Origin of the sequence: Selenomonas sp. GACV-9, assembly GCA_900116485.1 — a bacterium.
GTDB lineage: Bacteria > Bacillota > Negativicutes > Selenomonadales > Selenomonadaceae > Selenomonas_A > Selenomonas_A ruminantium_G.
This window is the reverse complement of the sequence record FPAX01000006.1, coordinates 1-25672: the sequence shown is the minus strand read 5'-3', so window position 1 is coordinate 25672 and position 25672 is coordinate 1. Positions and strand designations below refer to the sequence as shown.

Here is a 25672-nt window from a genome sequence, read left to right as displayed (position 1 = left end):
ATCATGAAGTATAAAGCGGCGATTTTTGACTTGGACGGCACCCTTATCGATTCCTTAGCGGATTTAGGGGACAGTGCCAATGAGATGCTGGCAAGCTATGGTTTTCCTGCCCATACCATCGAGGAATACCGCTATTTTGTCGGCAATGGCTCCCGCAAGCTCATCGAGCGCTGCCTGCCGCAGGACAAGTCCAAGGATTCTTCCTTGGTCGATGAAGCATTGGCCCGCTACAAGGCCTGCTACGATAAGAATCTCGTCCACAAGACGAAATGCTATGCCGGCATTGACGAAATGCTGCAGGCTTTGCAGGAAAAGAACATTCCGCTCGGAATCTGTACCAACAAGCATCAGTCGGCAGCCGATGAAGTCTGCCAGAAGCTTTTGTCGGGGCATTCCTTCGTGGAAATCATCGGCGACCGTCCGGGCCTGCCGCGCAAGCCGGACCCGAAGAAGGTGCTGGCCATTGCAGCCAAGATGGGCGTCAAGCCAGAGGAAGTGGCCTACTTTGGCGATACCAGTGTTGACATGGAAACAGCCCGCAACGCAGGCTTTTTGCCCGTGGGCGTAACCTGGGGCTTTCGTCCGCGGAAGGAGCTTGTGGAAACTGGCGCCAAGGTGCTTTTAGATAAGCCCATGGAGCTCTTTGCCCATTTGGAATTTTAAGCAAGATTGAAAGAAAGAGGAAAACATCGTAATGAGAAAACAAGTTCCCGTCGAAAAAGGAAAATCATACGAGATTGAAATCAGGACGCTGGGTACCAGCGGTGAGGGGGTTGGCCGTTATCAGGACTTTACGGTCTTTGTACCCTACGCCCTGCCTGGGGAGAAGGTCATGGCGGTCATCGACGAAGTCAAAAAGACTTATGCCAAGGGCCATGTGAAGGAAATCCTCACCAAGAGTGCCGACCGCGTGGAGCCCGTCTGCGGCATCTACGACAAATGCGGCGGCTGCCAGCTGCAGCATCTTGACTATATGGCCCAGCTCAAGGCCAAACGCCAGCAGGTCATCGACGCTGTCACGCGCATCGGCAAGCAGCCGGATCTTTTCGTTGAGCCGACCATCGGTGCGGCAACGCCGTGGAACTACCGCAACAAGATGCAGTTCCCCATCGGCCGGGATAAGGGCAAGACCATCATCGGCTGCTTCGCCCAGGGCAGTCATGAAATCATCGATACCACCGACTGCCATATCCAGAAGGAAGGCAATAATGACGTGGTCAATGCCGTGCGCGAAATCGTCACCAAGCTCAATATCCCCGTTTACAACGAGGACAAGCATACCGGTGTCCTGCGTCATGTGGTGGGCCGCGTGGGCAAGAACGGCGACATCATGGTGGTCATCGTGACGGCTACGAAGACCATGCCGCGGGAGAAAGAATTCGTCAAGATGCTGCGGGCCAAACTGCCGAAGGTGGTCAGTGTCCATCAGAATATCCAGACCTATCACAACAACGTCATCATGGGGCGCGACACGAAACTCCTCTGGGGCCGTCCCACCATCCAGGATGGCATCGGCCGCCTGAACTTCCATATCTCGCCGCGCTCCTTCTTCCAGGTCAATACGGCCCAGGCAGAGGTGCTCTACAACAAGGCACTGGAATTTGCCAATCTGACCGGTCAGGAAACGGTCATCGACGCTTACTGCGGCACGGGAACGATAACCTTGTTCCTCGCCCAGAAGGCCAGAAGCGTCATCGGCATCGAAATCGTAAAACCGGCCATCCTCGACGCCCAGAAAAACGCCCGGGATAACAACGTGCGCAACGCCGAATTCATTGTCGGCGATGCAACCCAGGTCATGCCAAGGCTCTACAAACAGGGCGTACGCGCCGATGTCGTAGTGGTAGACCCGCCGCGCGCCGGCTGCACGCCGACGGTACTGGAAACCTTTGCCAATATGAAACCAGACCGCATCGTCTACGTCTCCTGCAACCCTGCCAGTCTGGCTCGCGATATCGCCATCCTGGACGAACTCGGCTACAAAGCCGTAAAAGTCCAGCCAGTAGACATGTTCCCCTGCACTTCGCACGTGGAAAGCGTTTGCCTGCTGACGAGAAAAGAGAAATAAGCCGTTATGTACGAATTGAACTGGCAGCATTTTTCGGCTACGGATTTTGCTGATTTGCAGGTACGGCTGCGGGAATCCTGGCAGGAGATTCTGCCGGGGGGGGAGTATTATGGGCAGATTCGCATTTGTGATGTTTGCTATGATATTCAGGCCGAATGGCTGAATTGCGAGGATTATGAAGACATCTTTGTGACGATGAGTCCGTTCTTTCCCCATGATGGGGAATCTATGGAGGAACCTTATCAGGAAATGGTTGAGGGGATGCCTTTTGATACGGCAGATGAAGCTAGTATCGTTTATGCGAAAGAAGATTTTTTAGCGCTCAGCTATTTGCGTTTCTGTAATGATGCCACGCAGAAAATACAGCAGATGCTGCAAAGGGATGTATTTGCCAAGGCACTGGCACAGGATACGAATTTTTGGGAGCGCCATGATGAAAAGCTGCGGCAGAAAAGAGGTCGGTTAAATGAGTGATATGGGGAAAATGCTTATCGGCATGGGGATACTGCTGATTATTGTCGGTGGAATCCTGCATTTTGGCGGCAAGTTCCTGCCATGGGGGAAACTTCCCGGTGATATCAGCATCACAGGCGAGCACGGCTCCTTTTATTTTCCGGTGGTGACTTGCATTGTCATCAGCATCGTGTTGAGTTTTATCGCGAATCTGTTTAATCGATAATATTGTATGATTACAGTGGACTAGTGGTGCGGATACTGAATAAAAGATGATAAATCTTCAACCAGGGTGTTGACTTTATTGTCAATATTTACTATATTACATATAGATAAAATATGCTATATAGTATGGGGGTGTTTTCATGAGTCATCAATTATGGAATCTTATCAGTGAGCTGCAGTCCGAGAAATATGAATGGGTAGATTTGAGTCATTCGTTGAATAATGACAGTCCCTATTGGCCAGGTATACCTGAGGGTTCAGTGGAGCTTGCGAAGACAGTATTCGACTGGGGCAATCCTATGCTTGAGTGCTTGATCCAAACCTTCAAGTTTCCTGGGCAGTTTGGCACGCATATTGATTTCCCTGGTCATTTTGTCAAGGATGCGGCGCTTTCGGAAAATTTTGGTGTCAAGCATATGCTTTTCCCGTTAGTCGTAATTGACATCAGCGATAAAGTGCGCGAGGATGTGCATTACGCTGTTACGGTAGAGGATATCAAAGCGTTCGAGGCAAAATATGGTGATATACCCGACGGCGCTTTTGTGGCACTCTATGCTGGCTGGGCATCTAGGTGGCCGGATATGGATAAGTTGTCGGGGCTTGATGAGGATGGCAATGAAAATGCTCCTGGCTGGTCGCTGGAGGCATTGAAGTACATTTATGAAGTGCGCAATGCTGCAGCTAATGGCCATGAAACTCTTGATACAGATGCCAGTGCCGTAGCAGCTGCTGCAGGTGACTTGGTTTGCGAGCGTTATGTGCTAAGCAAGGGAAAATTGCAGATTGAGGTTCTGGATAACTTGGATAAAGTAGCACCGGTGGGAGCTTTGCTATTTGCTGCCTGGCCTAATATCGAACAAGCTACAGGCTTGCCCGTTCGTGTGTTGGCTATTACGCCTAAGAAAAAATAAGATGATCAAAAAAAGAGTCTTGCTAGACAGTAGACACGGTCAGACCGTCGTTCTAGCAAGACTTTTTTATATAGCAAGCACTTCAGGTCTTTTGCCATTCTGCATAGCCAGAACTTGGGGACATTTGCGGATGTGACATGTAAGCAGGATTTTTGCAATTCCTAGGGAATTATGAAAGGAAGAAGGGTGTATATATCTTTGAGGAGGAGCGCACATCATGAAAGACTTACATCGAGCCGTAGATGCTATGCATCACCCCCATCAGTATTCGGATTTGGAGTTGGAGCGTGCAAATGAGGCTATTCAGCAAAGTCCGTTGCAGCAATTCTATAAGGAATATTATAAGAATCTGTACAAGCGCATCTTGGAGTGTAAAAGGAAAAATAGACATGTCGCAGAGGAAGTCGGATATTTCGGCGGCTAAGCGGCTGGCAGAGAGAGCACAAGGGGACAGATTGACTTTTCACTATGCCCGTCATATACTATCTATCCATAGGAGGTAGTTGTTTGATGTCCATGGTGGTCCGTTATGTTTTGTTTGTTGTTGCCGTTATTGTGCAGGCTTCTGGTATTGCCTTGGTGGTTAAAAGTATGCTGGGGACGTCGCCAATTTCCAGCCTGCCCTATGTGATAAGTCTGGCCTCGCCCTTTACCTTGGGGCAGATGACTTTTACCATAAATATGGTGATGGTGCTCGGTCAGTATCTGCTGCTGCGCAAGAGTTTTGATCGGATACAATTCCTGCAGGTTCCGGTTACGTTGATATTTTCCTGGTTTATTGATTTCTTCATGGATGCCTGGGCGTGGGTGATGCCGGCAAACTACGTGTTACAGCTGCTGCCGTTGCTAATCGGAACTACGCTGATTGCTTTTGGCGTTGCGGTGCAGGGGATTGCCAATGTGTTGATGCTGCCGGGAGAAGGCATCGTCTATGCGGTGTCTAGGTGTTTTCATATGGAATTTGGCCGGGTGAAGACGGGCAACGATGTTCTTTTGGTAATGCTGGCCGCAGGTATCTCCCTCCTATACTTGGATGGGATTGAGGGAATCCGGGAAGGGACGTTGATATCGGCGCTGATTACCGGAACCATTGCCAGGTTTTTCCTAAAGCATCTGGGCAAGGTGGATGCGGAGGGCAAGCTGGTATTTCATCCGCATTGGTAAGGTGAATCGTGTGAGTAAGACAAGAGTGAGCGGCAGGTGGATGCAAGCGCTCTTGTTTTTTTATGGGAAATAGAGGATATGGCCAATCGAACACGAAAAATAAGGGAAGAGAGTTTATCGGAAAGAAAGTATTCCAATGACAGAAATTGAGGGTTGAAGATGAAGATATATTTTGCTGGTTCTATCCGTGGTGGCCGACAGGATGCGGAGCTTTACCGCAAGGTCATAGCCGTCCTGAAGGAAAACCATCAGGTGCTCACGGAGCATGTGGGGGACTTGAGCCTGTCCACGGTGGAAGATAAAGGCGATAAGGCCATCTATGAGCAGGATACGGCCTGGCTCAGGGAATGTGATGTGGTAGTGGCTGAATGCACGCAGGTATCGCTGGGGGTGGGCTATGAGCTGGCCTATGCGGAGGCCCATGGCAAGGAGGTCCATATCTTCTATCGCCCGCAGGCGGCGCAGCTGTCGGCGATGTTGGCGGGAAATGAAAGGTTCCATATCCATCGTTATGCCGAGGAAGAAGAGCTGCTGGCGCAGATAAGAACCTTGTGGGGTTGAGAAAGCCGGAAGGGAAATGTGAGGAGGTAGGCGTTATGATAAGGATAAGGACAGAGCTGGGCGATATTACTGCCAAGCATTATGCCGAGGCGATTGTCAATGCTGCCAATGAAAGTCTGCTGGGCGGCGGTGGTGTCGATGGTGCGATACATAGGGCTGCAGGGCCGGAGCTCCTGGCTGAGTGCCGGACACTTCATGGCTGCAAGACCGGGCAGGCAAAAATCACGAAGGCCTACCAGCTCCCTTGCGATTATGTCATCCATACGGTCGGTCCCGTCTGGCATGGCGGCAGCCAGGGCGAGGAAAAGCTATTGGCGGATTGTTATCGCCACTCGTTGGCACTGGCCATGGAGCATGGTATCCATAGTGTGGCGTTTCCTTCGATATCCACGGGGGTCTATTCGTATCCGGTCCAGCAGGCGGCCGCGATTGCTGTGCGGACCGTCCGGGAATTCGTGGCCGGACACCCGCAGGCCTTTGCGGAAATCCTCTGGGTACTGTTCGATGCGCGGACGAAATTGGTCTACGATGGGGAATTATACTGATGGTTGAGGGAATACGATGATTATAAGTGTCAGCCGCCGGACGGATATTCCAGCCCTTTACTGGGATTGGTTTTGCGGGCGGCTAAAAGCAGGTTATGTGGATGTGGTAAATCCCTTCAATCGCAAGCAGGTGAGCTGCATATCTCTTCAGCCTGAGCGGGTAGACTGTCTGGTGTTCTGGACGAAGGACCCCACGCCGATGCTCGATAAGTTAGCGTTGCTTGGTCACTATCCTTATTATGTGCAGGTATCCCTGACCCCTTACGATACGGATATTGAGGAGAATCTTCGGCCAAAGGAAGAAATCATAAAGGCCATGCAGGCACTGTCGCTGCAGTTGGGGCGTGAGCGGGTAGTTTGGCGTTATGACCCCATTTTGCTGAACGCTGTTTATACCAAGGAGAAGCACTTTGCCTGGTTTACTCAGGTGCTTGCGCAGCTGGCACCCTATGTTGAGCGGTGCGTTATCAGCTTTATCGACCTCTATGCCAAGACCAAGAAGAATACCCAAGGCCTCAATCTGCATGAACTGTCAGAAGCGGAAATGCGGGAAATAGCGGCAGGGCTGGCAGGCCTTGCGAAAGGAAGCGGCGTTGTGCTGCAGACTTGTTCGGAGGCCATCGACCTTGCCGCCTATGGCATCGGCCATGGTGCCTGCCTTGACGGTGCGCTCATCGAGCGCATCACGGGAAAGCCTCTCAAGAAAACCAAGGCTAAAAGCCAACGGCCGCTATGCAACTGCGTGGAAAGCTTTGATATCGGACAGTATGACACCTGTATCCATGGCTGCCACTATTGCTATGCCAATGCCAGCCCGCAGCGGGCACAGCAGGGCTTTGCGGCCCATGTGGATAGTTCTTCTCTTCTTACCGGGAAGCTGCTGGGGGACGAGCGTATTACCGAGCATGGAAGAGAAAAGCGGAAATGATGAGAGGTCAGGAGGTGCCGAATGGAGAGCAAGATCGATACACTGGCAAAAATCCTCAAAGACAGCACGCGGGCAGTGTTCTTCGGCGGGGCGGGCATGTCAACGGAGTCGGGGATTCCGGATTTCCGCAGTGCCGATGGGATTTATAACCAAAATCTGCATCGCAGGTTCCGCCCTGAGGAGATGGCATCACATAGTTTTCTGGTCAAGCATCCGGAAGAATTCTTTGATTTTTATCGTCAGCGCATGATGTTTCTAAGCGCAGCGCCCAATGCGGGCCACAAAGCACTGGTGCGACTGGAACAGCAGGGCATCCTTGCGGCTGTAGTCACGCAGAACATCGATGGCCTGCATCAGCTGGCTGGTTCCAAGATCGTCTACGAATTGCATGGTTCAAGCCGCCATTGGCATTGCATGGACTGTGGCAAAACCTATCCGATGAAATATGCCCTGCAGGAAAAGAACCAACCCATTCCGCACTGCACGGAATGCGGCGGCGTGGTGCGTCCGGGAGTAGTCCTTTACGAAGAGGCCCTTGACGATGCAGTGGTGCAAAAGGCACTGCGGGCCATAAGCGCAGCCGATACCTTGATTGTCGGCGGTACTTCGCTGGTGGTATATCCGGCAGCTGGGATGATTGACTACTTCCGCGGGAAACATCTGGTGCTCATCAATAAGACGGAAACGAAAGCTGATGCACAGGCAGAACTCGTTATCCGTGCCCCCATTGGCAAGACGCTGGCCGAGGCGGTGGATAGGTTGATGAACGAGTAGTTTTTGGAAGTTTTGATGGGACGATTAAAGCAGGGCGATACACTGGTGGTAAAGAGTCTAGATAGGCTGGGGCGGAATTATGATGAGATGATTGAACAGCTGGATATTATCATGCGACTATGCATAACATTTGATGGCAATAGTTTTAAGGAGATTTTTAGGTATTATAAAATGCCCAGAGGATTTATGTCGAAATCCTCTGGGCATTTTTTTTATCTGTCAGAGATAGGCGTCGTATTTTCCTGTATTGAACTCGCAGGCTTCGGTGATGAAGTTGCAGTCGACCAGCAGGCTTTCGATTTTTTCTCGATGCTGATTGGCCTTATGCAGTCTGGCCAGCTCCTTGATATCGTCGTCGGTGAAGCACCAGCCGATGTCCATGGAGAGGTCTTCCCCCTCTTCGACGGAGGCCAGGGCGGCTGACCAATCCTGGCGGATCTCTTCGTCACGTTCTTTTGTCATAAAATGTCCTCCTGTTCGCAATAGAAATGTATTTGGTTCTAGGATAGCAGGCAATTTTTAAAGACAGCTTATCAATATTTCAGAGAATCATTAGGGTTATATTTTTTGTCAGAGGCCAGTAAGGCCAGATTTCCAGTTGCTATGGGAATCTGGCCTTTTGTTATATTTTCATTCTGGTTATTTTTATATAGTCAGTTTAGCGCTATCCTAAGGGTGTTCCGTTCATTTCTGGATAACGCAAAGGAGACTTGGCAATGGCAGAGAAAACAGAGAGTATGGGCAATCGTTATGAACTCAATAAGAATTTGGCCCAGATGTTAAAGGGCGGCGTGATTATGGATGTGACGACGCCAGAGCAGGCAAAGATTGCGGAGGAGGCAGGTGCCTGCGCCGTTATGGCGCTGGAGCGCATCCCTGCTGATATCCGCGCGGCAGGCGGTGTGGCCCGCATGAGCGATCCGGCGATGATCCGCGGCATCCAGGAGGCCGTGAGCATCCCCGTCATGGCCAAGTGCCGCATTGGTCATATCGTCGAGGCGCAGCTGCTGCAGGCCATCGAAATCGACTATATCGATGAGAGTGAGGTCTTGTCTCCGGCAGACGATGTCTATCATATCGACAAGCGGAAGTTTGCCGTGCCCTTTGTCTGCGGTGCCCGTGACCTTGGCGAGGCCCTGCGCCGCATCAGCGAGGGCGCGGCAATGATCCGCACGAAGGGGGAGCCGGGAACTGGCGATGTGGTGCAGGCCGTGCACCACATGCGGAAAATCAATCAGCAAATGGCGGCCATCGCTTCCCTGCGGGAGGATGAACTTTTCGAGGCGGCTAAAAAGTATCAGGTCCCCTATGATCTGGTGGCCTACGTGCATGAACATAAAAAACTGCCGGTGGTCAATTTCGCGGCTGGCGGCGTGGCGACCCCAGCCGATGCAGCTTTGATGATGCAGCTGGGAGCCGAGGGCGTGTTTGTCGGCTCGGGCATCTTCAAGTCGGGGAATCCGGCCAAGCGGGCGGCAGCTATCGTGCAGGCAGTCACCAATTACGAGGATGCAGGGCTCATCGCAAGGCTTTCGGAAAATCTCGGCGAGGCCATGGTGGGCATCAATGCCGATGAGATCGAGCTGCTCATGGCAGAGCGTGGCAGATAAAGAGGTGAGAGAAGGTTGGACAAAATGACGATTGGCATTCTAGCCTTGCAGGGGGCCTTTGCTGAGCACGAGGCAATGCTGGAAGCACTGGCGGCAGATTACTGGGAAATCCGTCAGCGCAAGGATTTGACCGATGATCTCGCTGGCATAATCCTTCCAGGTGGCGAAAGTACCGTACAGAGCAAGCTCCTGCATGAGTTGGGGCTGTTTGAACCGTTGCGGCAGAAAATCCTCCAAGGGCTGCCCGTGCTGGCGACTTGTGCAGGACTTATCCTGCTGGCCCAGGAGGTCAGCAATGATGAGCCTTCGATGGCAACCCTTCCCGTACGGGTACGGCGCAATGCCTATGGCAGGCAGCTGGGCAGTTTTGCGAGGGCTGGTGATGTGGCCGATTTGCGGGGATTTCCGCTGCGGTTCATCCGCGCTCCCTATATCGAAGTATGTCTTGACAAGAAGGTGCAGGTGCTGAACGAGACGGAAGGACATATCACAGCGGTGCGGTATCACAATCAGCTGGCCATGGCTTTCCATCCGGAGCTGACCCGTGACCTGCGGATCCATTCCTTTTTCCTGGATATGGTGGCGAAACGCAAAGAGCTTGCGCTGGGCGCATAAAAGAAGCTGGCTGTTGGCCAGCTTTTTTTCGTGGAAACAGGCAAGAGATGATATAATTAGGGAAAGACGAAGTATCAGCGTATGAATAGAAAGCAGGATAGGAAAGACAATGGCGTATTTCTATGTGTTTATTGGCGGCGGCCTGGGGGCCGTGTGCCGTTATGGCGTGACGACGACGGTGGGTATGCTGCTCGGGGGGATGTTTCCCTGGGGAACGCTTGTCGTCAATCTGGTGGGAAGTCTGCTGATGGGGTTGGTGCTCGGGGGATTATTGCCACTGGCCAAGTCCTTGCAGCTGCTGCCCGAATCGCTGCGGTTGATCTTGACTGTAGGGTTCCTGGGTGGCTTTACGACGTTTTCGTCCTTCAGCATGGAGACGCTGACGCTGCTGCGGGGCGATAGTTTTTTCCTGGCGGCGGTCAATGTGGTGGGCAGTATTGTGCTGGGATTGGCGGCAGCTTATATCGGCTATCAGTTGGCGATGGTATTTCAGCGCTGAGGGAGAGTTTCTATGGATGTAATAGATTTTTCGGCGGCCCGCCAGCGGCGGCTGGCGGCGATGGCGCGGACCAAGGCCGGGCCTCAGGCGCGGTTTGCTGCCATGCAGGAGGCGCTTAGCCAGGATGAGCTGACGGCTATGGGGCGCATTGTCCAGCAGCATGCCCTGCGGCTGGCCTATCGCATCGTGGCCGCAAGCCCTGTATGGGGGAAGCCCGAAGAAGCGGAGCCGTTGCGGGTTTGGACAGAGCTGGAGGCAGTGGTGCCGGTGCTAGCGGATCTGATCATGGCGGAAAGCTATATGCCAGCGGCGGTGCGTATGGCAGGTGTCCGGCTGACTTCCAATGAGGTGGGATTATGGGCCGCGCGCCGTCTGGTGCTCGACTATCTGTTGATATTGATTGACGATAACAGCCGTCCCGACGATTGGCTCGATATCCGCGACAAGGAACCACTGCGCAATGTATTTGCGTATTTAGGCTATGCGATGGATTGACTTACAGGAGAGACGGTGAGAAAATGACGAAGGCATATGACGAGGAACTGCGCGCGAAACTATTGGGCAAGAACGGGCGGAATGGGCAGCCTTTGGGAAACAGTCAAAGGAGCCTTGGCGAGTCGAAACCGCCAATCGCAAGCCCAAAGGCTTGGGGATTCAGCATGATTATCCCGTGAGGATTCACTTTGATGCGGCAATTGATGTTCTTCGTTTATGGTGGCAGATACGGGAAATGAATGGGCAATGCCGGATGCGTTGACCGGGGAGGAGCAGGTTTGCTGGCAGTATTTGACTTGTCAACCAGCGGCAGCCAAGCGTTTAGAGCAGGAGAAGATTCCAGCGTTTGAAGTAAGGGCGGCTTTGGATCGTCTGTTGGGACAGAAAGGCGACGAATAAGCGGAATCGGTTAGAAAAGCGGCAGGAGGGATGGCGATGACTAAGGTGATCTGTACGTTATGCCCGCGGGAGTGCCGGCTCTCCGAGGGACAGGTGGGCTGGTGCCGGGGGCGGATTTGCCGTGAGGGGAAAGTGGTGGCACAGAATTATGGCCGGCTGACCTCGGTGGCCTTAGACCCCATTGAGAAAAAGCCCTTGGCCCGTTTCCATCCCGGGAGTTATATCTTATCTGTCGGCAGCTTTGGCTGCAATCTGCGCTGTCCGTTCTGCCAGAATCACGCGATTTCCCAGGCGGGAGCAGAGTTTGCCACGCAGGATGTGATGCCAGCAGATCTCGTGGCCTTGGCCGAGGAGCTGGCGGCCCGGCCCGCAGGCAATCTCGGCGTGGCGTTCACCTACAATGAGCCGCTTATAGGCTATGAATTCGTGCGTGATACGGCAAAGCTGCTGCATGAGGCAGGGCTCAAGGTGGTACTGGTGACCAACGGCATGATAAATGCAGGGCCCTTCCTGGCACTGCTGCCACTGGTGGATGCCTTCAATATCGACTTGAAGGGCTGGCGGCAACAGGTCTATGATGTCTGCGGCGGCAGTCTGGCGGCGGTGAAGCAGAATATTGCCGCGGCGGCTGCCGTAACCCATGTGGAGGTGACGACATTGATCGTGCCGGGGTTGAATGACAGTGCCGCAGAGATGGAGGCGGAGGCAGAATGGCTGGCGTCGCTGTCAGTGGATTTGTCCTTGCATGTGAGCCGGTATTTTCCGCGTTGGCAGTCGACAAGACCGGCTACGCCGGTCGATACGGTCTATACACTGGCTGAGGTGGCGCGTAAATCGCTGCGTCATGTTTATACAGGTAATTGTTAGGAGGGAATGTTCATGGGGATTATGGCAGCAATGGCGGTGCCGCATCCGCCGCTTATCATTCCAGAGGTCGGAGGCGGGCAGGAAAAGATTATCGCCAAGACAGTGACTGCATATGAGACGGTGATGGCGCGGGCCGCAGCCCTGCAGCCCGATTTGGTGATTGTCGTGAGTCCGCATTCGGTCATGTATGCAGATTATTGTCATGTATCGCCAGGCGCTGGTGCGAAGGGCGATTTCGGTCAATTCAGAGCACCGGAGGTGCAGGTATCAGCTGTGTACGATGGGGAGTTCGTGGCGGCCTTGAGTGATGCCTGTGCAGCAGCTGATATTCCCGCCGGGACATTGGGCGAGAAGAATCCGGCCCTTGATCATGGCACGATGATTCCATTGTATTTCCTGCAAAAGCATTGGCAGAAATTCCAAGCGGTGCGCATTGGCATTGGCGGGGTGCCCGCACGTGAACACTATCGGCTCGGGCAGCAGCTGGCGGCTGTGGCTGAGCGGCTTGGGCGGCGGGCCGTCCTGGTGGCCAGTGGCGATTGGTCACATAAACTCAAGGCAGAAGGGCCATATGGTTTTGCTGCAGAGGGGCCCGTGCTTGATGAAAAGCTGGCAAGAGATCTTGGTGCGGCGGACTTTCTGTCAGTGCTTACGACACCGGCGGAGTTAGCGGAAAAGGCAGCCGAGTGTGGCTTGCGGGCCTTTTGGATTCTGGCTGGCGCTTTTGATCGGCGTCAGGTAAAGGCGGAGCTGCTATCCTATGAGGGGCCGTTTGGCGTTGGTTATGGAGTGGCTTTTTTCTGGCCTGGCGAGGCGGATGCGTCCCGCGCTATTGGCGAGCAACTGGCGCAGCAGGAACGGGCGGAGTTAGCGCGCTGCCGTGCAAGCGAAGATGCCTGGGTGCGGCTTGCGCGTCATAGCCTGGAGACCTATGTGAAGACCAAGTCCTATGCCAAGCTGCCCAGTGACTTGCCGCAGGAAATCCTGACGGGACATGCGGGGGCCTTTGTTTCCATCCATAAGGATGGTGCGCTGCGCGGATGTATTGGTACCATCCTGCCAGTGCGGGCGAATCTGGCAGAGGAAATCCTCTATAATGCCGTTTCGGCTGGCACGCGCGATCCGCGTTTTGCGGCTGTCCAGCCAGCAGAACTTGATCAGCTTGTCTACAAGGTCGATGTGCTGACTGAGCCTGAGCCGATATCGTCAAGTGATGAACTTGATATCAAACGGTATGGCGTCATCGTGCAGTGCGGCGAGCGCCGCGGCTTGCTGCTGCCGGACCTGGATGGCGTGGATACGGTGGAGCAGCAGATAGCCATCGCGCGCCGCAAAGGTAATATCGGTGCCGAGGAAACGTGCCAGTTATGGCGGTTTGAGGTTGTGCGTCATTATTGACATGTCAAAAGGGGCACCGGATAGGATGAGCTATCTGGTACCCCTTCATTTTTGGAGTAGTTGACCGGTCAAAATATGACAGGCTTACTCGATCGTACGGATAGGAATCTGTTTCGGTGCGTCGATGGTCGCCGCTGACTTGGGCAGTGTGACCGTCAGGATGCCATTCTGGAACTCAGCCGTGCAGCGGCCTTCTTCGATGTTGTCGATGTAGAACGAGCGGCTCATGCTGCCACTGTAGCGTTCCCGGCGGATGTAGTTGCCATGTTCGTCCTTTTCGTCGTGCGACTCCTCTTTCTTGGTAGAAATCGTGAGGTAGTTGTTCTGGTAGGTGAGATTTATATTATCTTTCGTCAGACCGGGGAGTTCGGCTTTGAGCTCATAACTGGTGCCGTTGTCTTTCACATCGACCTTGAAGGAGCTGCCGGTGAAGCCTGCATCATTGAACAAGGTGGAAAGCGGCTGGTTCATGAAGTCGAAGAGGCGATCGAAATCGTCATCTACCGTTGCCATCGTGTTTCTTCTGCCAAATGGAATTAACCCAAACATAAAATCGATCCCCTTTCATAAAGAAGTGTGAAATATCTTTTTCAATTCTTATTATAGTCTTAAAGGTCAAAAAGTCAATAGGTCAAAATACAGTTTTTCATAAACTTTTTGCCATCAAAAAAGGATATAGAAAGAACTTTACAGAATAAATAAAAGAAATTGTTTTATCTATCTATTTGAGAGGAGTCTTGTTATGCAGACCATTGCGCTTATTGCACACGACAAAAAGAAAGATGAGATGCTTGATTTTGTGGGGCATCATAAGGATTTGCTGCAGCATTTCCATCTGATTGCCACCCGGACGACTGGTACGCTGATCAATGAACAGTATCATCTTGAGGTGGAGACGATGATGTCTGGCCCATTGGGCGGCGACCAGCAGATTGGTGCGCGGGTGGCTACGGAGCAGGTTGACTATGTGATCTTCCTGCGCGATCCGTTGACATCCCAGCCGCATGAACCGGACATCAACGCGCTGCTCCGATTGTGTGATGTTCACGATATCCCGCTGGCAACGAATCGTAAGAGTGCGCATATCCTGTTGCAGTATGCTGATAAGAAACTGCAGGGCTGAAAGACTTTCTTAGGGGCGGACAGGAAATATAGTTATTGACATATGACAAAATAGAGGTATAATTTATTTAGTGACATATGTCAATAAAAGGAGGCCGTTATGGCGAGACCGGCAAAGAAGAAGAAGATTTGCTCATTGCCTGCGTATCAGGAGTTTGGTGCCGGAGAGGCCGCGAAGGATAAGCCGATAGTGTTTATGCCGGTGGAAGAATATGAGACGATACGTCTTATGGACTACCATGGCATGAACCAGCAGGAGTGTTCCGAGCAGATGGGGGTAGCCAGGACTACCGTTCAGGCGCTTTACACGGCGGCGCGTAAGCGCATTGCCTCCTGTCTGGTCGAAGGTCGGCCGCTCAAGATTACTGGTGGCGACTATGAGATCTGTCAAGAAGATGAGGATTGCTTGCGCAGTCGTCATTGTCCCTATAGAAAGAAAGGATGTATTAAGATGAAGATTGCAGTGACTTATGATAATGGCCAGATTTTCCAGCATTTTGGCAAGACGAGTGAGTTCAAGGTATATACGGTTGAGGATAGCAAGGTAGTCAGCGCTGAAGTTATCGGTACGAATGGTCAGGGCCACGGTGCACTGGCTGGCATCCTGCAGCAGCAGGCTATCGATACGCTGATTTGCGGTGGCATCGGCGCTGGTGCGCAGAATGCACTGGCTGCTGCTGGTATTACCCTTTATGGCGGCTGCAATGGCTCGGCAGATGAGGCTGTGGAGGCACTGCTGGCAGGTTCGCTCGATTACAATCCGGCTGTTCATTGCAATCATCATGGTCATGGTGAGGCAGGCCATACCTGCGGTGACCATGGCTGCCATTAATTGCAGCAAATGATGTGTTTTATAAGGAGCAGTTTAGGAGGCTAATCGTATGGCAGAAGAATGCAATCATGATTGCAGTTCGTGTGGGACAACCTGCGGATCGGATACGCGTAAGAAAGATATGCATGAAGCTCCGCATGAGCTCAGTGAGATCCGTCACGTTATTGCAGTGGTAAGCGGCAAAGGCGGCGTTGGCAAATCCCTCGTCACGGGTCTGCTTTCGGAGGCTATGTCGCGCAAAGGCCGCCATGTCGGCATCATCGACGCTGATATCACAGGTCCTTCGATTCCGAAGATGTTTGGCGTGAGTGCTGAAATCTGCGGCAGCGAGGCTGGGGCTTATCCGGCGACGACGTCTGGCGGTATCGATATCGTCAGCATGAATCTGCTGCTTGAGAACGGCAGTGACCCGGTGGTTTGGCGCGGCCCGATTCTCAGCGGTGTCGTCAAGCAGTTCTGGCATGATTTCATCTGGAATGATATCGACTACATGTTCATTGATATGCCGCCGGGGACTGGTGATGTGCCGTTGACGGTCATGCAGTCGATCAAGCTGGATGGTATCGTCATTGTCACGAGTCCGCAGGAACTCGTTTCGATGATTGTCGAAAAGGCTGTCAAGATGGCATCGGCGATGAATGTGCCGATCCTGGGCCTCGTGGAGAATATGAGCTACTTCCAGTGCCCGGATTGTGGCAAGAAACATGAGATTTTTGGCAAGAGCCATCTGCAGGAAATTGCCAATCAGTATCATCTCGATATTCTGGGACGTATCCCGATGGATCCGATGCTGGCGGCAGAGTGCGATGCTGGTCAGGTGGAAACGTTAGAGAATATCTATTTACAGGATGCCGCCGAGAAACTCTTGCAGCTTGAGCAGGAGTGAGGCAGCTGCCTAATTTATGAAGATAAGCAGGAAAATCACCTGTGGGTGATTTTCCTGCTTTTGTTTTTCTGCCATGGTATACTTGTATTATAAGATTATTGTGGACGAGAAGAGGGAGATTATGCGTTTTTTTCATCTTTCCGATTTGCATATTGGCTTGAAACTCATGAATCATGATTTGGCTGAGGATCAGGAACATATCCTGGCGGAAATCGTGCGGCTGGCAGCCGAGCGGCAGCCTGATGCTGTGGTGATTGCCGGGGATATCTATGACAAGGCAGTACCGTCAGCTGAGGCGGTGTCGCGATTCGATCATTTTGTCACGGAGCTGGCACGGGCAGTACCCCAGGCCGAGATCATGATGATTTCGGGTAACCATGACAGTGCCGATCGCGTCAATGTATTCCGGCAGGTGCTGGCACGGCAGCATATCCATATGATTGGCCGTCCTCCCGAGCTGCCCGCTGAAACGATTGCTAAGGTCACATTGACGGATGATTATGGCCCGGTGAATTTCTATCTGTTGCCCTTTGTCAAGCCGTCGATGGTCAAGCTGATCACGGGAACGGACAAGGATGGCAATAATTTCTCGTATGATGAGGCGGTGCATCGGCTGATTTTACGGGAGAAGCTGGCAGAGCAGGAACGCAATGTATTGGTCAGCCATCAGTTCTACTTATCCACGGGCAAGGATGATACGATTGAGCGCTCACAGTCGGAGATTGTCACGGTTGGCAATATCGATTCAGTACAGGGAGATATCCTGAATCGCTTTGATTATGCGGCGCTGGGGCATATCCATAAGCCGCAGCGGCTAAACGGCAAAGACTGTTATCGCTATTGCGGTACACCCATTGCCTGCTCGTTCAGCGAGGAGGGGCAGCAGAAGGGCGTGATTGAAGTGGATCTGGGCGCGAAGGGCGAGGTGACGACGACGGTCTTGCCGCTGGTACCTCTGCGGCAGGTGCGCACTATCAAGGATACCCTTGCCAATGTGCTCGCCCAGCCCTCGGGAGATTATGTCAGCATCACCCTTACCGATGCGGATGATTATCTGGCCTTTGACATGCGGGACCGGCTTGATGCTTGTTTTCCACATCTGTTGCATGTGGGACGAGAGCGCACGGAGGCTGCTGGATATCGGTTGGAGCAGGGAGAAGCCGTGCAACTGTCACCCTTTGAGCTTTGCCGGAACTTCCTGCAGGATCTTGATGAAGAGGAAGAGGCGTTATTGGCGGCAGTTATCAATGAGGTACAGGAGGCAGAGAAATGAAACCAATCCAGTTGACGATACAGGCCTTCGGTTCCTATGGCGAACGGGCAGTCATCGATTTCACGAAACCAACGCAGAATCTCTTTTTGGTGACTGGCGATACCGGTGCGGGCAAGACGACAATCTTTGATGCTATTGTCTATGCGCTTTATGGCGACAAAAGCGAGAAGAATACCGAAAAGAATAAGTCGATTCCGAATCTGCAGAGCCAGTATGCAACGCTCGATGTGCAGCCATTTGTTGAACTGGTCTTCAGCGAGGTTGTGGGGGGAGAGGAGCTGGTCTATACCGTACGCCGTGTCCCGCATCATGAGCGCAGGCATTTGAAGAACGAGGTGAAGGAATCAGTAACCTTGACTTTGCCGGACCATACGGATTATCCGGGCACCATGACTATTGTCAATAAAAAGCTCTGTGAACTTGTCGGCCTTACGAAGGAGCAATTCATGCAGGTCGGCATGATAGCACAGGGGGATTTCATGCGTATCTTGCGCGCGCCGACGAAGGATAAGCGGGAAATATTCCGGCGGCTGTTCAATACAGAAATATATGCCAAGATTGTCAGCCGGTTGAATGAGCGTAATAATCAGCATCGCGAGGCACTGTTGAATATCCTGCGCCTTTGCCAGGCGAAGGCAGAGGATATCATCATTCCTGATGATTATGGGCAAAAGGTGGGACTCGAGGAGCTGTTGCAGAAAATCCGCAAGGATAAAACGCCGAGCCTTGTCGACTTTGAGGTATTGCAGGCTTATCTTGGTGAGGTCTGTGAAGGGCTTGGCAGGGCAGCGGAGCTGGCGGCTGCTGAGTCGGCTGCTGCCCAGAAGGCGTATGACGCAGGAAATGTTGAACTGACAAAGGCCGAGTCTTTAAAACAATCTTTTGACCAGCTGACTGAGGCCAAGGAAAGTTGGCAGGGCTATAAGCGAAAAGAGTCGGCTATGGCGGATGCGGAAAACTGTGCGCTGCGAATCCGAGCGGCCTATGCAATCCGGAATGCGTACAAGGCTTGGGAAAGCCAGCAGCAGGCGGTGGCAGATACTGAAAAACTGCAGCAGCAGTATCAAACGACATTGCCGGAGCTTCTCCAGCAGTCAGATTCTGCGGCGGCAGCTGTCACGGCGGCCAAGGCAGGGCAGGACAAGGCAGCTGAGGTCTTTGGCAAAGTGCAGGCTGAGGCCAAGGCTGCACTGGATATCTTTGACGAAGTGGCGGTAAAGACCGAGGAGATACAAAAGGCTGCTAAGAATGCGCAGGCAGCGGAGGAGGCCGCGGAGCAGGCCAAGCAAAAGCTTGCTGCGTATCAGAAACGGGCAGAAGACTGGCAACAGCAGGTAAAAGAGCTGCCAGAGCTGAAGATAACGCTGGGGAAAAGAGAGCAGGAAAAGCAAGCATTCTTGCAACATGAGACTGAGGTCAATGATGGCATTGAAATAGGCAAACAGATGAAAAAGGATGAGGCGACCGCAGAACGCGCTAAGGTGTTGTTTCAAGAGGCACAGCGGCTCTATCGGGACAAGCAGGTGCTGTATGAGCAGGAACAGCAGGTATTCCTCAATGCACAGGCGGGAATCCTCGCAGAATCCTTGGTCAGCGGTCAGCCTTGTCCGGTATGTGGTTCACTTGAACATCCGCAGCCACATGTGCTGACTGAGGCGGCTAAGCCCTTGGCACGGGATGAATTGGAGCGATTAGCTGCCGAGGTGGCGGAGCTCAATGCGAGACAGCAGCAAGCCGCTGAGGATTCTGGCAAGGCAAAAGTCAATTTTGACAAGTCAAAAGAGCAATTTGACTTGTCAATGGCGAAATTGCGCCAAAAGGTGCCTGGCTGTGAGACGGCAGAAACGCTTAACGAGATCTATCAGAAAGTCCGTCAGCAGCTGTCAGCCTGCGAGGTGGATATGCGCAAGCTTACTGGTCAAATCGGGACGCTGGAAAAAATCCAGCAGGAACTTGACAAGTCAACGGAAGTGCTAAGGCGACTGCAGGCCGATAAGGAGGCGTTAGCTGAAAGATGCCAGCAGGCCAGAAATCAGCAGGAGAATGCTGTAAAGACGCGGCAGCTGCTGCTTGGCAAGCTGCGCTTTGCGACGCGGGAAGATGCTGAAAGCATAAGAGCGAAGGCTCAGCAAGAACTCACAAGGTGCGAACAAGCTTATGCCCGTGCCGATAAGGTGGCCAAGGATTTGCAGGCAAAGCTTGCTGAGGCACGGACAATCCTCAGCCGTTGTGAGCAGGAGCTGCCAGATAAGCAGCGCCGGAGTCAGGAGCTGCAGCTGGCGTATCAGAACGTATTGCAGGAAAAAGACTTGACTGAAGAAAATTGGCAAGCTGTTGTCGGTGAGTATGAGGAAAAGCGTGCCGAGGTCATGCAGCAGGAAGTCCAGGCTTGGCGCGATGCCTATCATGCGGCAAAGGGCCGGATGGAGGCTGCCGAGAAGGCTGTGGCGGGACAGAAGCTTCCGGATATCGCAATGCTTAGGGAAAAACGCGATGCGGCAAGAGATCTTTCTAAGCAGGCTGCGGAACGGCTGGCCGAAATCAACGGGCAGGCTGGTCGTGACAAGCGTGTGGCAGAATATCTAACCCAACAGCTTGAATCGCGTGCGGCTTTGGGAAAAGAAGCGCGCAATATCAGCAATCTGTATGAACGTTTGTCAGGCAATCGCAGTGGCGCCCGCATGGATATCGAGACATATGTCCAGCGTTATTATCTGCAGCAAATCCTGGGGGCAGCCAATCGCCGGTTACGCTCGATGTCGGGCAATCAGTTTGAGCTCATGATGCTTGATGAGACGGAAGCTGCGCGCGGTGGCAATTATGGGCTTGACCTCAAGGTATTCCATATTGTCACGGGCAAGGAGCGTGCCATCCAGACATTGTCAGGAGGCGAGTCATTTATGGCCGCCTTGTCGCTGGCCTTGGGCCTTTCGGATCAGATTCAGGCCAATCGGGCGTCTATCAATCTCGATGTATTGTTCATCGATGAAGGCTTTGGCTCGCTCGATGACAATTCCCGCAATGAGGCGGTCCGTGTCCTGCAGAAGATGGCCGGTGGCTCAAAGCTCGTCGGTATCATCTCGCATGTGACGGAACTAAAACAAGAAATCGATAATCAGCTGCTGGTCACAAAGGATGATAAAGGAAGTCATGTGCAGTGGCAGATCAGTTGATTTTCCAGCGGGATGACTGGTTTATCTGTGGGATTGCGCTTATAATGTAGATAGCAAATGAATGAAGAGAGGCTCTGTACGTTATGGAGTATGTCCGTACAATAATCGCTGCTTTGCTTGGCGGTGTGCTGTTTTATTTTATCAATGCCCCGTTGCCATGGACGTTAGGGCCGATTGTGGTCGTGGCGCTGATTGGCCTGGTGCGCAAACGGCCGATGGTCTGGAGTTTGCGCATCCGCAATGTGGCACTGGTCTTATTGGGGTATGCGATGGGACGCCCGTTTACCATAGCGACATTGCAGGCTATCCTGGATCAGCTGCCTTTGATGCTGCTGGCGACCTTCGTTACAGTCTGTGCAGGAATCTTTACAGGCTGGTTGATGTATCGCAAGACGGGACTGAACTTCACGAGCTGTCTTTTGGGATGCGTTCCAGGAGGCCTGTCTCAGATGGTTGTATTGGCGGCTGAGATGGAGGATGTGGATCTGACGGCTGTGACCATCATGCAGACGCTGCGCATGCTGGCTGTGGTATTTACGATTCCATTCCTGACTATCCATATGCTGTCGGATGGTCCCGTAGATGGTGGCGCAGAAGCGGATTTGCTGCCAGCTGCTGATATGACGACGATGCTTATGTTTGCATTGGTGGCAATTGCCGGTGCGGTTGTGGGCAAGAAGATTCACTTGCCCACGGCAACGATGCTGGGGCCTATCCTGGCGACGGCGGGATTTGTCATTGCCACGGGCATGACGGCACCGGCTGTGCCGCAGCCGCTGTTATATGCTGCGCAGCTTTGTGTTGGAGCTTTCATCGGCATCAGTGTTGAGTTGCAGCGTATCGTGAGTTATCACGGCATGGGACCGGTACTTTTAGGTGGTGTGCTGCTGGTGCTGGCGGTTTCCATGGGCATGGGCACTGTGGTGGCCATGCTGACTGGCGAAACCTTTGCCACTGCCTTTTTAAGTACGGCCCCAGGCGGCCTTACAGAGATGGGGATTACCGCGTTGACCGTGGGGGCCAATATCTCGACGATGACAGCGTATCAGCTGACGCGGCTGCTGTTCATCATGCTGGTTTTCCCCTATGTGGCGAAGGGGATTGTGGCGTTTTATGAAAAGAGAATTATCAAATGAATTAGGAGAGCATAGAGAAATATGACACGAGAAGAGCACTTAGCGCAGATCAAGCAGGCCGATGCCGTGTATTATGGCAACTCAGGCGAAGTTATCCTGTCTGATGCGGAGTACGATGCCCTGCGCCGTGACTATATTGATAAATACGGCAGTGAGGATCTTGACTATGTACCGGGCGCAGACCTGGGGGCGGCAAAATTTCAGCACCCACATGAGGCAAAGTCGCTGGGCAAGATTGATGAGACCGAGACGGATAAGCTGCTGGCTTATATTGAAAAGTTCCAGCCTGTGGTTGTGGAGCCTAAGCTCGATGGCTGCAGCATCGTTGTCTATCCGCAAAATGGTGAGCCGATGTATGTGACGCGTGGCGGCGGCGATGAGGGCGATATCCTCACGCGTTTCCCCAGTCATCCGCGGGACGTGAAGTATACGGCCGAGTATCCCATCCGCGGCGAAGTTTATATGGATTTTGCCGCTTTTGAGCAGATGAATGCGGAGCTTGAGGCGCAGCAGGAAAAGAAACGGGCAAATCCGCGCAACAGTGTCAATCCCATCCTTACGGGGGGCAAGCATCCGGAGTTTGTCAAATACCTGAGCTTTCAGGCCTACGATGTCATGGGCGTGGATTGGAGCGAGTCAGAAAAGATGGCCTATATCCTGGAGCATACGCCCTTTGCGGTTTCGCCGATGCTGACTTTTGCCGATGAAACACCGGCAGAGATTGCGGCAAGGATTCCGGTGCTCTATCAGGAGTATGAGAAAGAACTCGGTTATCCGATTGATGGTTTGGTCATCAAATGCAATTGGGCTGATTCCTTGCAGAAATTCGGCACGACGGATCATCATGACAACAATGCCATAGCCTGGAAACCGAGCCAGATCCCTGTCAGCAGTGTGGTGCGCGATGTGCATTGGCAGGTCGGCAAGACTGGTGCGCTTACGCCAGTGGCTGATATTGAGCCTGTGGATATCCTCGGGACAATGGTGTCAAATGTCAACTTGCACAATATGAATGTCGTCAAGCGGCTCGGTGGAGTGGCCATTGGCGATAAGGTCGGTGTCATCAAGGCCAAGCTCATCATCCCGCAGCTCGTCATCGTTTATGAGCATAATGGTGGCGAGGCCATTGAAGCAATCGATTGCTGCCCGTACTGCCATGCACCGCTCGAGCAGCGTGCGAATGCCGCGTCCGCCGACGAGGATGATACGAATCTCTTCTGTATCAATCCGCATTGTCAGGAACGCATTGCGCAGCAGATTGGCTTTTTGGCCAAGCGCAATGTTCTCGATATCAGTGACTTGTCAATCGATCGTGCACGGGCGTTGGTGCGCACGTTTCCCGAAAAGGCAGAGGCGGCAGGTCCTTATATGATTTTTGCGCTTACGGCAGAGGACATCCGTGCGGCAATCATCACGCCCTTTGCGGAGCTGACTTCTACGAAACAGAAGATTGCAGCTGAGGCGCAGAAGGGCAACGTGATTACTGCGGCAGATCTGCAGGATACGCGCGACTTGAAGAGCCCCGATAAATTGAAAGCCGCGATAGACGCAGCGCGGGCGGCTGTTGATATCCCGCGGTTTGTCAAGGCCTTGCTGTTTGATGGCATTGGCGATAATATCGGCAAGCTGCTGGCAGAAAAGTATCAGACGGCAGAAAATATTCTGGCGGCACTTGCGCGCAAGGATGCCTTTCAGGAAATCGATGGCATCGGTCCACGGACCGAAGAGATTTTGCAGGGACAGGATTTCTATGACCGCTTTGCGGCGCTGCTGCAGTATATCAAGCCGCAGGCTTATGCGGCACTAGTTGTTGATGCTGCTGCGATGCCGTATGCAGGCAAGGTCTTTGTGCTGACTGGCAAGGATCCCGATGGCAAGCCCCGCAATTTCTACAAGGAGCTTATCGAAGCTGCGGGAGCTAAGATGGGCGCAGCGGTCAGCGGCAATACGGACTTCTTGGTCATTGCTGATCCTGCCAGTACATCGAGCAAGGCGGTAAAGGCACGGAAACTTGGCACAAAACTCATCTCGTATCAGGAGACTGCGGAAATGCTGCAGTGATTTTTGACGGCGGGAAGGTTTTTGCTGTTGGATGACGAAATAGATATATAGCAAAACTGATAACAGGGGGCATGGATATGATGGATGTAAAGCGGCCAGTACGCGAAGCACTGGAACATCTCAAGGAAAGGCAGGCATTTGAAAGCAGTTACGCGGAGATCAACAAGGTACAGGCCTTGATCAATACCTTTGCGAATCTTGATTATGCCTGTGATCTGATGGCCCAGGAGCTGGCTGAAAAGACAGGGCAGAGTCGTGATGAGGTCCTGGCTGATTTTTATCGTCGCGTGGGAATTCTTGATGACTGATGCCAAGATGGCCTGGACAAGGAATATTGTCCAGGCCATTATTTTTTATTGAATTATCGAAATAATCTATCTTTTTTCGCGATTTTATGCGATAATATAAGTAGGAAAATATGTATCCACCTGTAAGTCAAGGGAGGATGGACGACATGGATGTAAGCTTGGAAATTCGTACAGAGTCCATTGCCGCGGCACCACGTGTCAATATCGATGAGTCAAGGACTAGCCGTTATGGCCCTGGGCGTGCGCGTAAGGAAAAACATACAGGACAGGAAAGCAAGGCTGAGAATTCGGCCTATAAGCTTGATGTATCCAGCAATAAGCAATCACGCCTAAGCGAGGCGTTTGATCGGCTTACTCCTGAGCAGCTGGATATCTTTGGGGCAGGCGTAGCACGCGGTTTGAAACGGATCAATATGAACATGGGAGCCTGAATGAATGGGAACAGGGGATTGTACCATCGTAATAAGGCCTTGGACAAGGAAAGAGCCTTTCTCGCAGGAGAGAAAGGCTCTTTTGCTTTTATCGATCAGAGATGGTGTTTTCGTCATCACTGTCCTCGTCGGCAGTAGTGACGTAGCTGGGCAGCACGCCGAGAATGCCTGGGATTTTCTCCAGGTCAAGGCAGAGCTTTTGAAGTTTTGTAAGACCAGACTCTTCGGCCACAAGGATGAGTTCACCGTTGGGGGCTGTCTTTTCGACACTTACCTGTGGGAAATCCTTGAGGGCACTTTTGACATGTTCGTCCTTGCCGGGTTCAAGCTGGATGATAAGACTTGCAATAGCCATAGCAATGCTCCTTTTTATCAATGATATGTTAATTTTAGCATATGCGGCGAAAAAAAAGAAGAAAAATGCAAATAGGGTGTTGACAAGATAGAGTAAGGCGTGTAATATAATACAAGTCGTCAGCAAACAGCGCACAGCACTGGAGCGGCGATCAAGACATCTTATCGTTTTTGTTAAGTTGAGAATAAAAAGTTCTTGACAAGTCAAAATGAATGAGATAAACTATAAAAGCTGAATCGGTTGGAACTTCAAAATGTTCTGACAGATATAGCGAGATTGTTCTCTGAAAACTAAACAATGCAGAATGAATCATGCAACATGATTCAAGCCAGATGTTTGATGAAACTTCGGTTTCATATTCAAAACATCGATTGGTATGAACAACATAGCAATCGGCAATTTCTTAAGCAGCGAACAGCAATCTTGATTGCTTGTGAGTCGCTTACATAAATTACTTCAGTAATTTATGAACCATATGATAATTGAGAGCTTGATTGAGTTCTTCAATATGATTTATTGGAGAGTTTGATCCTGGCTCAGGACGAACGCTGGCGGCGTGCTTAACACATGCAAGTCGAACGAG

31 protein-coding genes, 1 rRNA gene and 1 pseudogene are annotated in these 25672 nt (G+C 52.2%); 30 read left to right on the top strand and 3 right to left on the bottom strand.

The genetic code is table 11. The features are described 5' to 3' along the window. Positions 1-3 precede the first annotated feature (3 nt). From BM322_RS07095 to BM322_RS13870, 12 genes and pseudogenes are all read left to right on the top strand, one after another. Positions 4-663: an HAD family hydrolase gene (locus BM322_RS07095; protein WP_075429212.1), complete on the top strand. Its 660-nt coding sequence runs from the start codon at positions 4-6 to the stop codon at positions 661-663. A gap of 31 nt (positions 664-694) precedes the next feature. Then, the gene (gene rlmD / locus BM322_RS07090; RefSeq protein ID WP_075429211.1) at positions 695-2068 is read left to right on the top strand and encodes a 23S rRNA (uracil(1939)-C(5))-methyltransferase RlmD; all 1374 of its coding nucleotides are present in this window, start codon (positions 695-697) and stop codon (positions 2066-2068) included. A gap of 6 nt (positions 2069-2074) precedes the next feature. Next, positions 2075-2542: a hypothetical protein gene (locus tag BM322_RS07085; RefSeq protein ID WP_075429210.1), complete on the top strand. Its 468-nt coding sequence runs from the start codon at positions 2075-2077 to the stop codon at positions 2540-2542. Beyond that, a complete protein-coding gene (locus BM322_RS07080; protein ID WP_075429209.1) occupies positions 2535-2747 on the top strand; it encodes a DUF2905 domain-containing protein in 213 nt (70 codons plus the stop codon). Before BM322_RS07085 ends, BM322_RS07080 begins: the two co-directional genes overlap by 8 nt. Positions 2748-2886: 139 nt before the next feature. Further along, positions 2887-3657, top strand: a complete 771-nt coding sequence (locus BM322_RS07075; RefSeq protein WP_075429208.1) for a cyclase family protein — start codon at positions 2887-2889, stop codon at positions 3655-3657. 217 nt (positions 3658-3874) lie between these two features. Next, on the top strand, positions 3875-4081 hold the full coding sequence (locus tag BM322_RS07070) for a hypothetical protein (protein WP_075429207.1): 207 nt from the start codon (positions 3875-3877) through the stop codon (positions 4079-4081). A gap of 86 nt (positions 4082-4167) precedes the next feature. Continuing rightward, positions 4168-4821: a YitT family protein gene (locus BM322_RS07065; RefSeq protein WP_075429206.1), complete on the top strand. Its 654-nt coding sequence runs from the start codon at positions 4168-4170 to the stop codon at positions 4819-4821. A gap of 159 nt (positions 4822-4980) precedes the next feature. Further along, a complete protein-coding gene (locus BM322_RS07060) occupies positions 4981-5382 on the top strand; it encodes a nucleoside 2-deoxyribosyltransferase (protein WP_075429205.1) in 402 nt (133 codons plus the stop codon). 35 nt (positions 5383-5417) lie between these two features. Beyond that, the gene (locus BM322_RS07055) at positions 5418-5927 is read left to right on the top strand and encodes an O-acetyl-ADP-ribose deacetylase (RefSeq protein ID WP_075429204.1); all 510 of its coding nucleotides are present in this window, start codon (positions 5418-5420) and stop codon (positions 5925-5927) included. Positions 5928-5943: 16 nt separating this feature from the next. Beyond that, complete coding sequence (locus tag BM322_RS07050; RefSeq protein WP_075429203.1) at positions 5944-6855, top strand: DUF1848 domain-containing protein; 912 nt, start codon at positions 5944-5946, stop codon at positions 6853-6855. Between the two features lie 21 nt (positions 6856-6876). After that, on the top strand, positions 6877-7629 hold the full coding sequence (locus tag BM322_RS07045; protein ID WP_075429202.1) for an NAD-dependent protein deacylase: 753 nt from the start codon (positions 6877-6879) through the stop codon (positions 7627-7629). A 15-nt stretch (positions 7630-7644) separates the two neighbouring features. Continuing rightward, positions 7645-7737: pseudogene (locus tag BM322_RS13870) on the top strand (recombinase family protein); the annotation flags it as partial. A gap of 111 nt (positions 7738-7848) precedes the next feature. Here the strand turns inward: BM322_RS13870 and BM322_RS13575 are convergent. After that, positions 7849-8091 (bottom strand): hypothetical protein, encoded by a 243-nt coding sequence (locus BM322_RS13575; RefSeq protein WP_075429201.1) that lies wholly within the window; start codon positions 8089-8091, stop codon positions 7849-7851. A gap of 275 nt (positions 8092-8366) precedes the next feature. Here BM322_RS13575 and pdxS point away from each other — a divergent pair, with 275 nt between their 5' ends. The 8 genes from pdxS (at position 8367) to amrA (ending at position 13512) form a co-directional block, all read left to right on the top strand. After that, a complete protein-coding gene (pdxS, locus tag BM322_RS07035) occupies positions 8367-9239 on the top strand; it encodes a pyridoxal 5'-phosphate synthase lyase subunit PdxS (protein WP_033169711.1) in 873 nt (290 codons plus the stop codon). Positions 9240-9263: 24 nt separating this feature from the next. Next, positions 9264-9854 carry a pyridoxal 5'-phosphate synthase glutaminase subunit PdxT gene (gene pdxT / locus BM322_RS07030; protein ID WP_075429200.1) on the top strand — a complete coding sequence of 197 codons (591 nt, stop codon included), beginning with the start codon at positions 9264-9266 and terminating at the stop codon, positions 9852-9854. A gap of 109 nt (positions 9855-9963) precedes the next feature. Next, positions 9964-10353, top strand: a complete 390-nt coding sequence (crcB, locus tag BM322_RS07025) for a fluoride efflux transporter CrcB (protein ID WP_075429199.1) — start codon at positions 9964-9966, stop codon at positions 10351-10353. A gap of 12 nt (positions 10354-10365) precedes the next feature. Further along, positions 10366-10848, top strand: a complete 483-nt coding sequence (locus tag BM322_RS07020; RefSeq protein ID WP_075429198.1) for a hypothetical protein — start codon at positions 10366-10368, stop codon at positions 10846-10848. A gap of 23 nt (positions 10849-10871) precedes the next feature. Continuing rightward, a complete protein-coding gene (locus tag BM322_RS13570) occupies positions 10872-11027 on the top strand; it encodes a hypothetical protein (RefSeq protein WP_177220833.1) in 156 nt (51 codons plus the stop codon). Positions 11028-11064: 37 nt separating this feature from the next. Further along, positions 11065-11247, top strand: coding sequence for a hypothetical protein (locus tag BM322_RS07015; protein ID WP_075429197.1), 183 nt, complete (start codon positions 11065-11067; stop codon positions 11245-11247). 30 nt (positions 11248-11277) lie between these two features. Further along, positions 11278-12114, top strand: coding sequence for an AmmeMemoRadiSam system radical SAM enzyme (amrS, locus tag BM322_RS07010; RefSeq protein ID WP_407047827.1), 837 nt, complete (start codon positions 11278-11280; stop codon positions 12112-12114). 12 nt (positions 12115-12126) lie between these two features. Further along, positions 12127-13512 (top strand): AmmeMemoRadiSam system protein A, encoded by a 1386-nt coding sequence (amrA, locus tag BM322_RS07005; RefSeq protein WP_075429195.1) that lies wholly within the window; start codon positions 12127-12129, stop codon positions 13510-13512. Positions 13513-13596: 84 nt separating this feature from the next. Here amrA and BM322_RS07000 read toward each other — a convergent pair whose 3' ends face one another. Continuing rightward, positions 13597-14025, bottom strand: coding sequence for an Hsp20/alpha crystallin family protein (locus BM322_RS07000; RefSeq protein WP_318254565.1), 429 nt, complete (start codon positions 14023-14025; stop codon positions 13597-13599). Between the two features lie 229 nt (positions 14026-14254). On the opposite strand from BM322_RS07000, the gene BM322_RS06995 reads away from it, so the two are divergent. The 9 genes from BM322_RS06995 to BM322_RS06955 all read left to right on the top strand — a co-directional run bounded on the left by BM322_RS06995 (position 14255) and on the right by BM322_RS06955 (position 24734). Next, positions 14255-14635: a methylglyoxal synthase gene (locus BM322_RS06995; RefSeq protein ID WP_075429193.1), complete on the top strand. Its 381-nt coding sequence runs from the start codon at positions 14255-14257 to the stop codon at positions 14633-14635. Between the two features lie 99 nt (positions 14636-14734). Then, entirely contained in the window at positions 14735-15466 is a 732-nt protein-coding gene (locus BM322_RS06990) for a DUF134 domain-containing protein (RefSeq protein WP_075429192.1), read from the top strand. A 49-nt stretch (positions 15467-15515) separates the two neighbouring features. Beyond that, a complete protein-coding gene (locus BM322_RS06985; protein WP_075429191.1) occupies positions 15516-16352 on the top strand; it encodes an Mrp/NBP35 family ATP-binding protein in 837 nt (278 codons plus the stop codon). 121 nt (positions 16353-16473) lie between these two features. Next, positions 16474-17625 (top strand): exonuclease SbcCD subunit D, encoded by a 1152-nt coding sequence (locus BM322_RS06980; RefSeq protein ID WP_075429190.1) that lies wholly within the window; start codon positions 16474-16476, stop codon positions 17623-17625. After that, positions 17622-20798 carry an AAA family ATPase gene (locus tag BM322_RS06975; RefSeq protein ID WP_075429189.1) on the top strand — a complete coding sequence of 1059 codons (3177 nt, stop codon included), beginning with the start codon at positions 17622-17624 and terminating at the stop codon, positions 20796-20798. Before BM322_RS06980 ends, BM322_RS06975 begins: the two co-directional genes overlap by 4 nt. An 83-nt stretch (positions 20799-20881) precedes the next feature. After that, the gene (locus BM322_RS06970) at positions 20882-21934 is read left to right on the top strand and encodes an AbrB family transcriptional regulator (protein ID WP_075429188.1); all 1053 of its coding nucleotides are present in this window, start codon (positions 20882-20884) and stop codon (positions 21932-21934) included. A 21-nt stretch (positions 21935-21955) separates the two neighbouring features. Beyond that, complete coding sequence (locus BM322_RS06965) at positions 21956-23995, top strand: BRCT domain-containing protein (RefSeq protein ID WP_075429187.1); 2040 nt, start codon at positions 21956-21958, stop codon at positions 23993-23995. 77 nt (positions 23996-24072) lie between these two features. After that, positions 24073-24303, top strand: a complete 231-nt coding sequence (locus BM322_RS06960) for a hypothetical protein (RefSeq protein WP_075429186.1) — start codon at positions 24073-24075, stop codon at positions 24301-24303. A gap of 146 nt (positions 24304-24449) precedes the next feature. Further along, positions 24450-24734 carry a hypothetical protein gene (locus BM322_RS06955; RefSeq protein WP_075429185.1) on the top strand — a complete coding sequence of 95 codons (285 nt, stop codon included), beginning with the start codon at positions 24450-24452 and terminating at the stop codon, positions 24732-24734. Positions 24735-24822: 88 nt separating this feature from the next. On the opposite strand, the gene BM322_RS06950 is transcribed toward BM322_RS06955, so the two are convergent. Continuing rightward, on the bottom strand, positions 24823-25089 hold the full coding sequence (locus tag BM322_RS06950) for a chaperone NapD (RefSeq protein WP_075429184.1): 267 nt from the start codon (positions 25087-25089) through the stop codon (positions 24823-24825). A 513-nt stretch (positions 25090-25602) separates the two neighbouring features. On the opposite strand from BM322_RS06950, the gene BM322_RS06945 reads away from it, so the two are divergent. After that, positions 25603-25672 (top strand): 16S ribosomal RNA (locus BM322_RS06945); the annotation flags it as partial.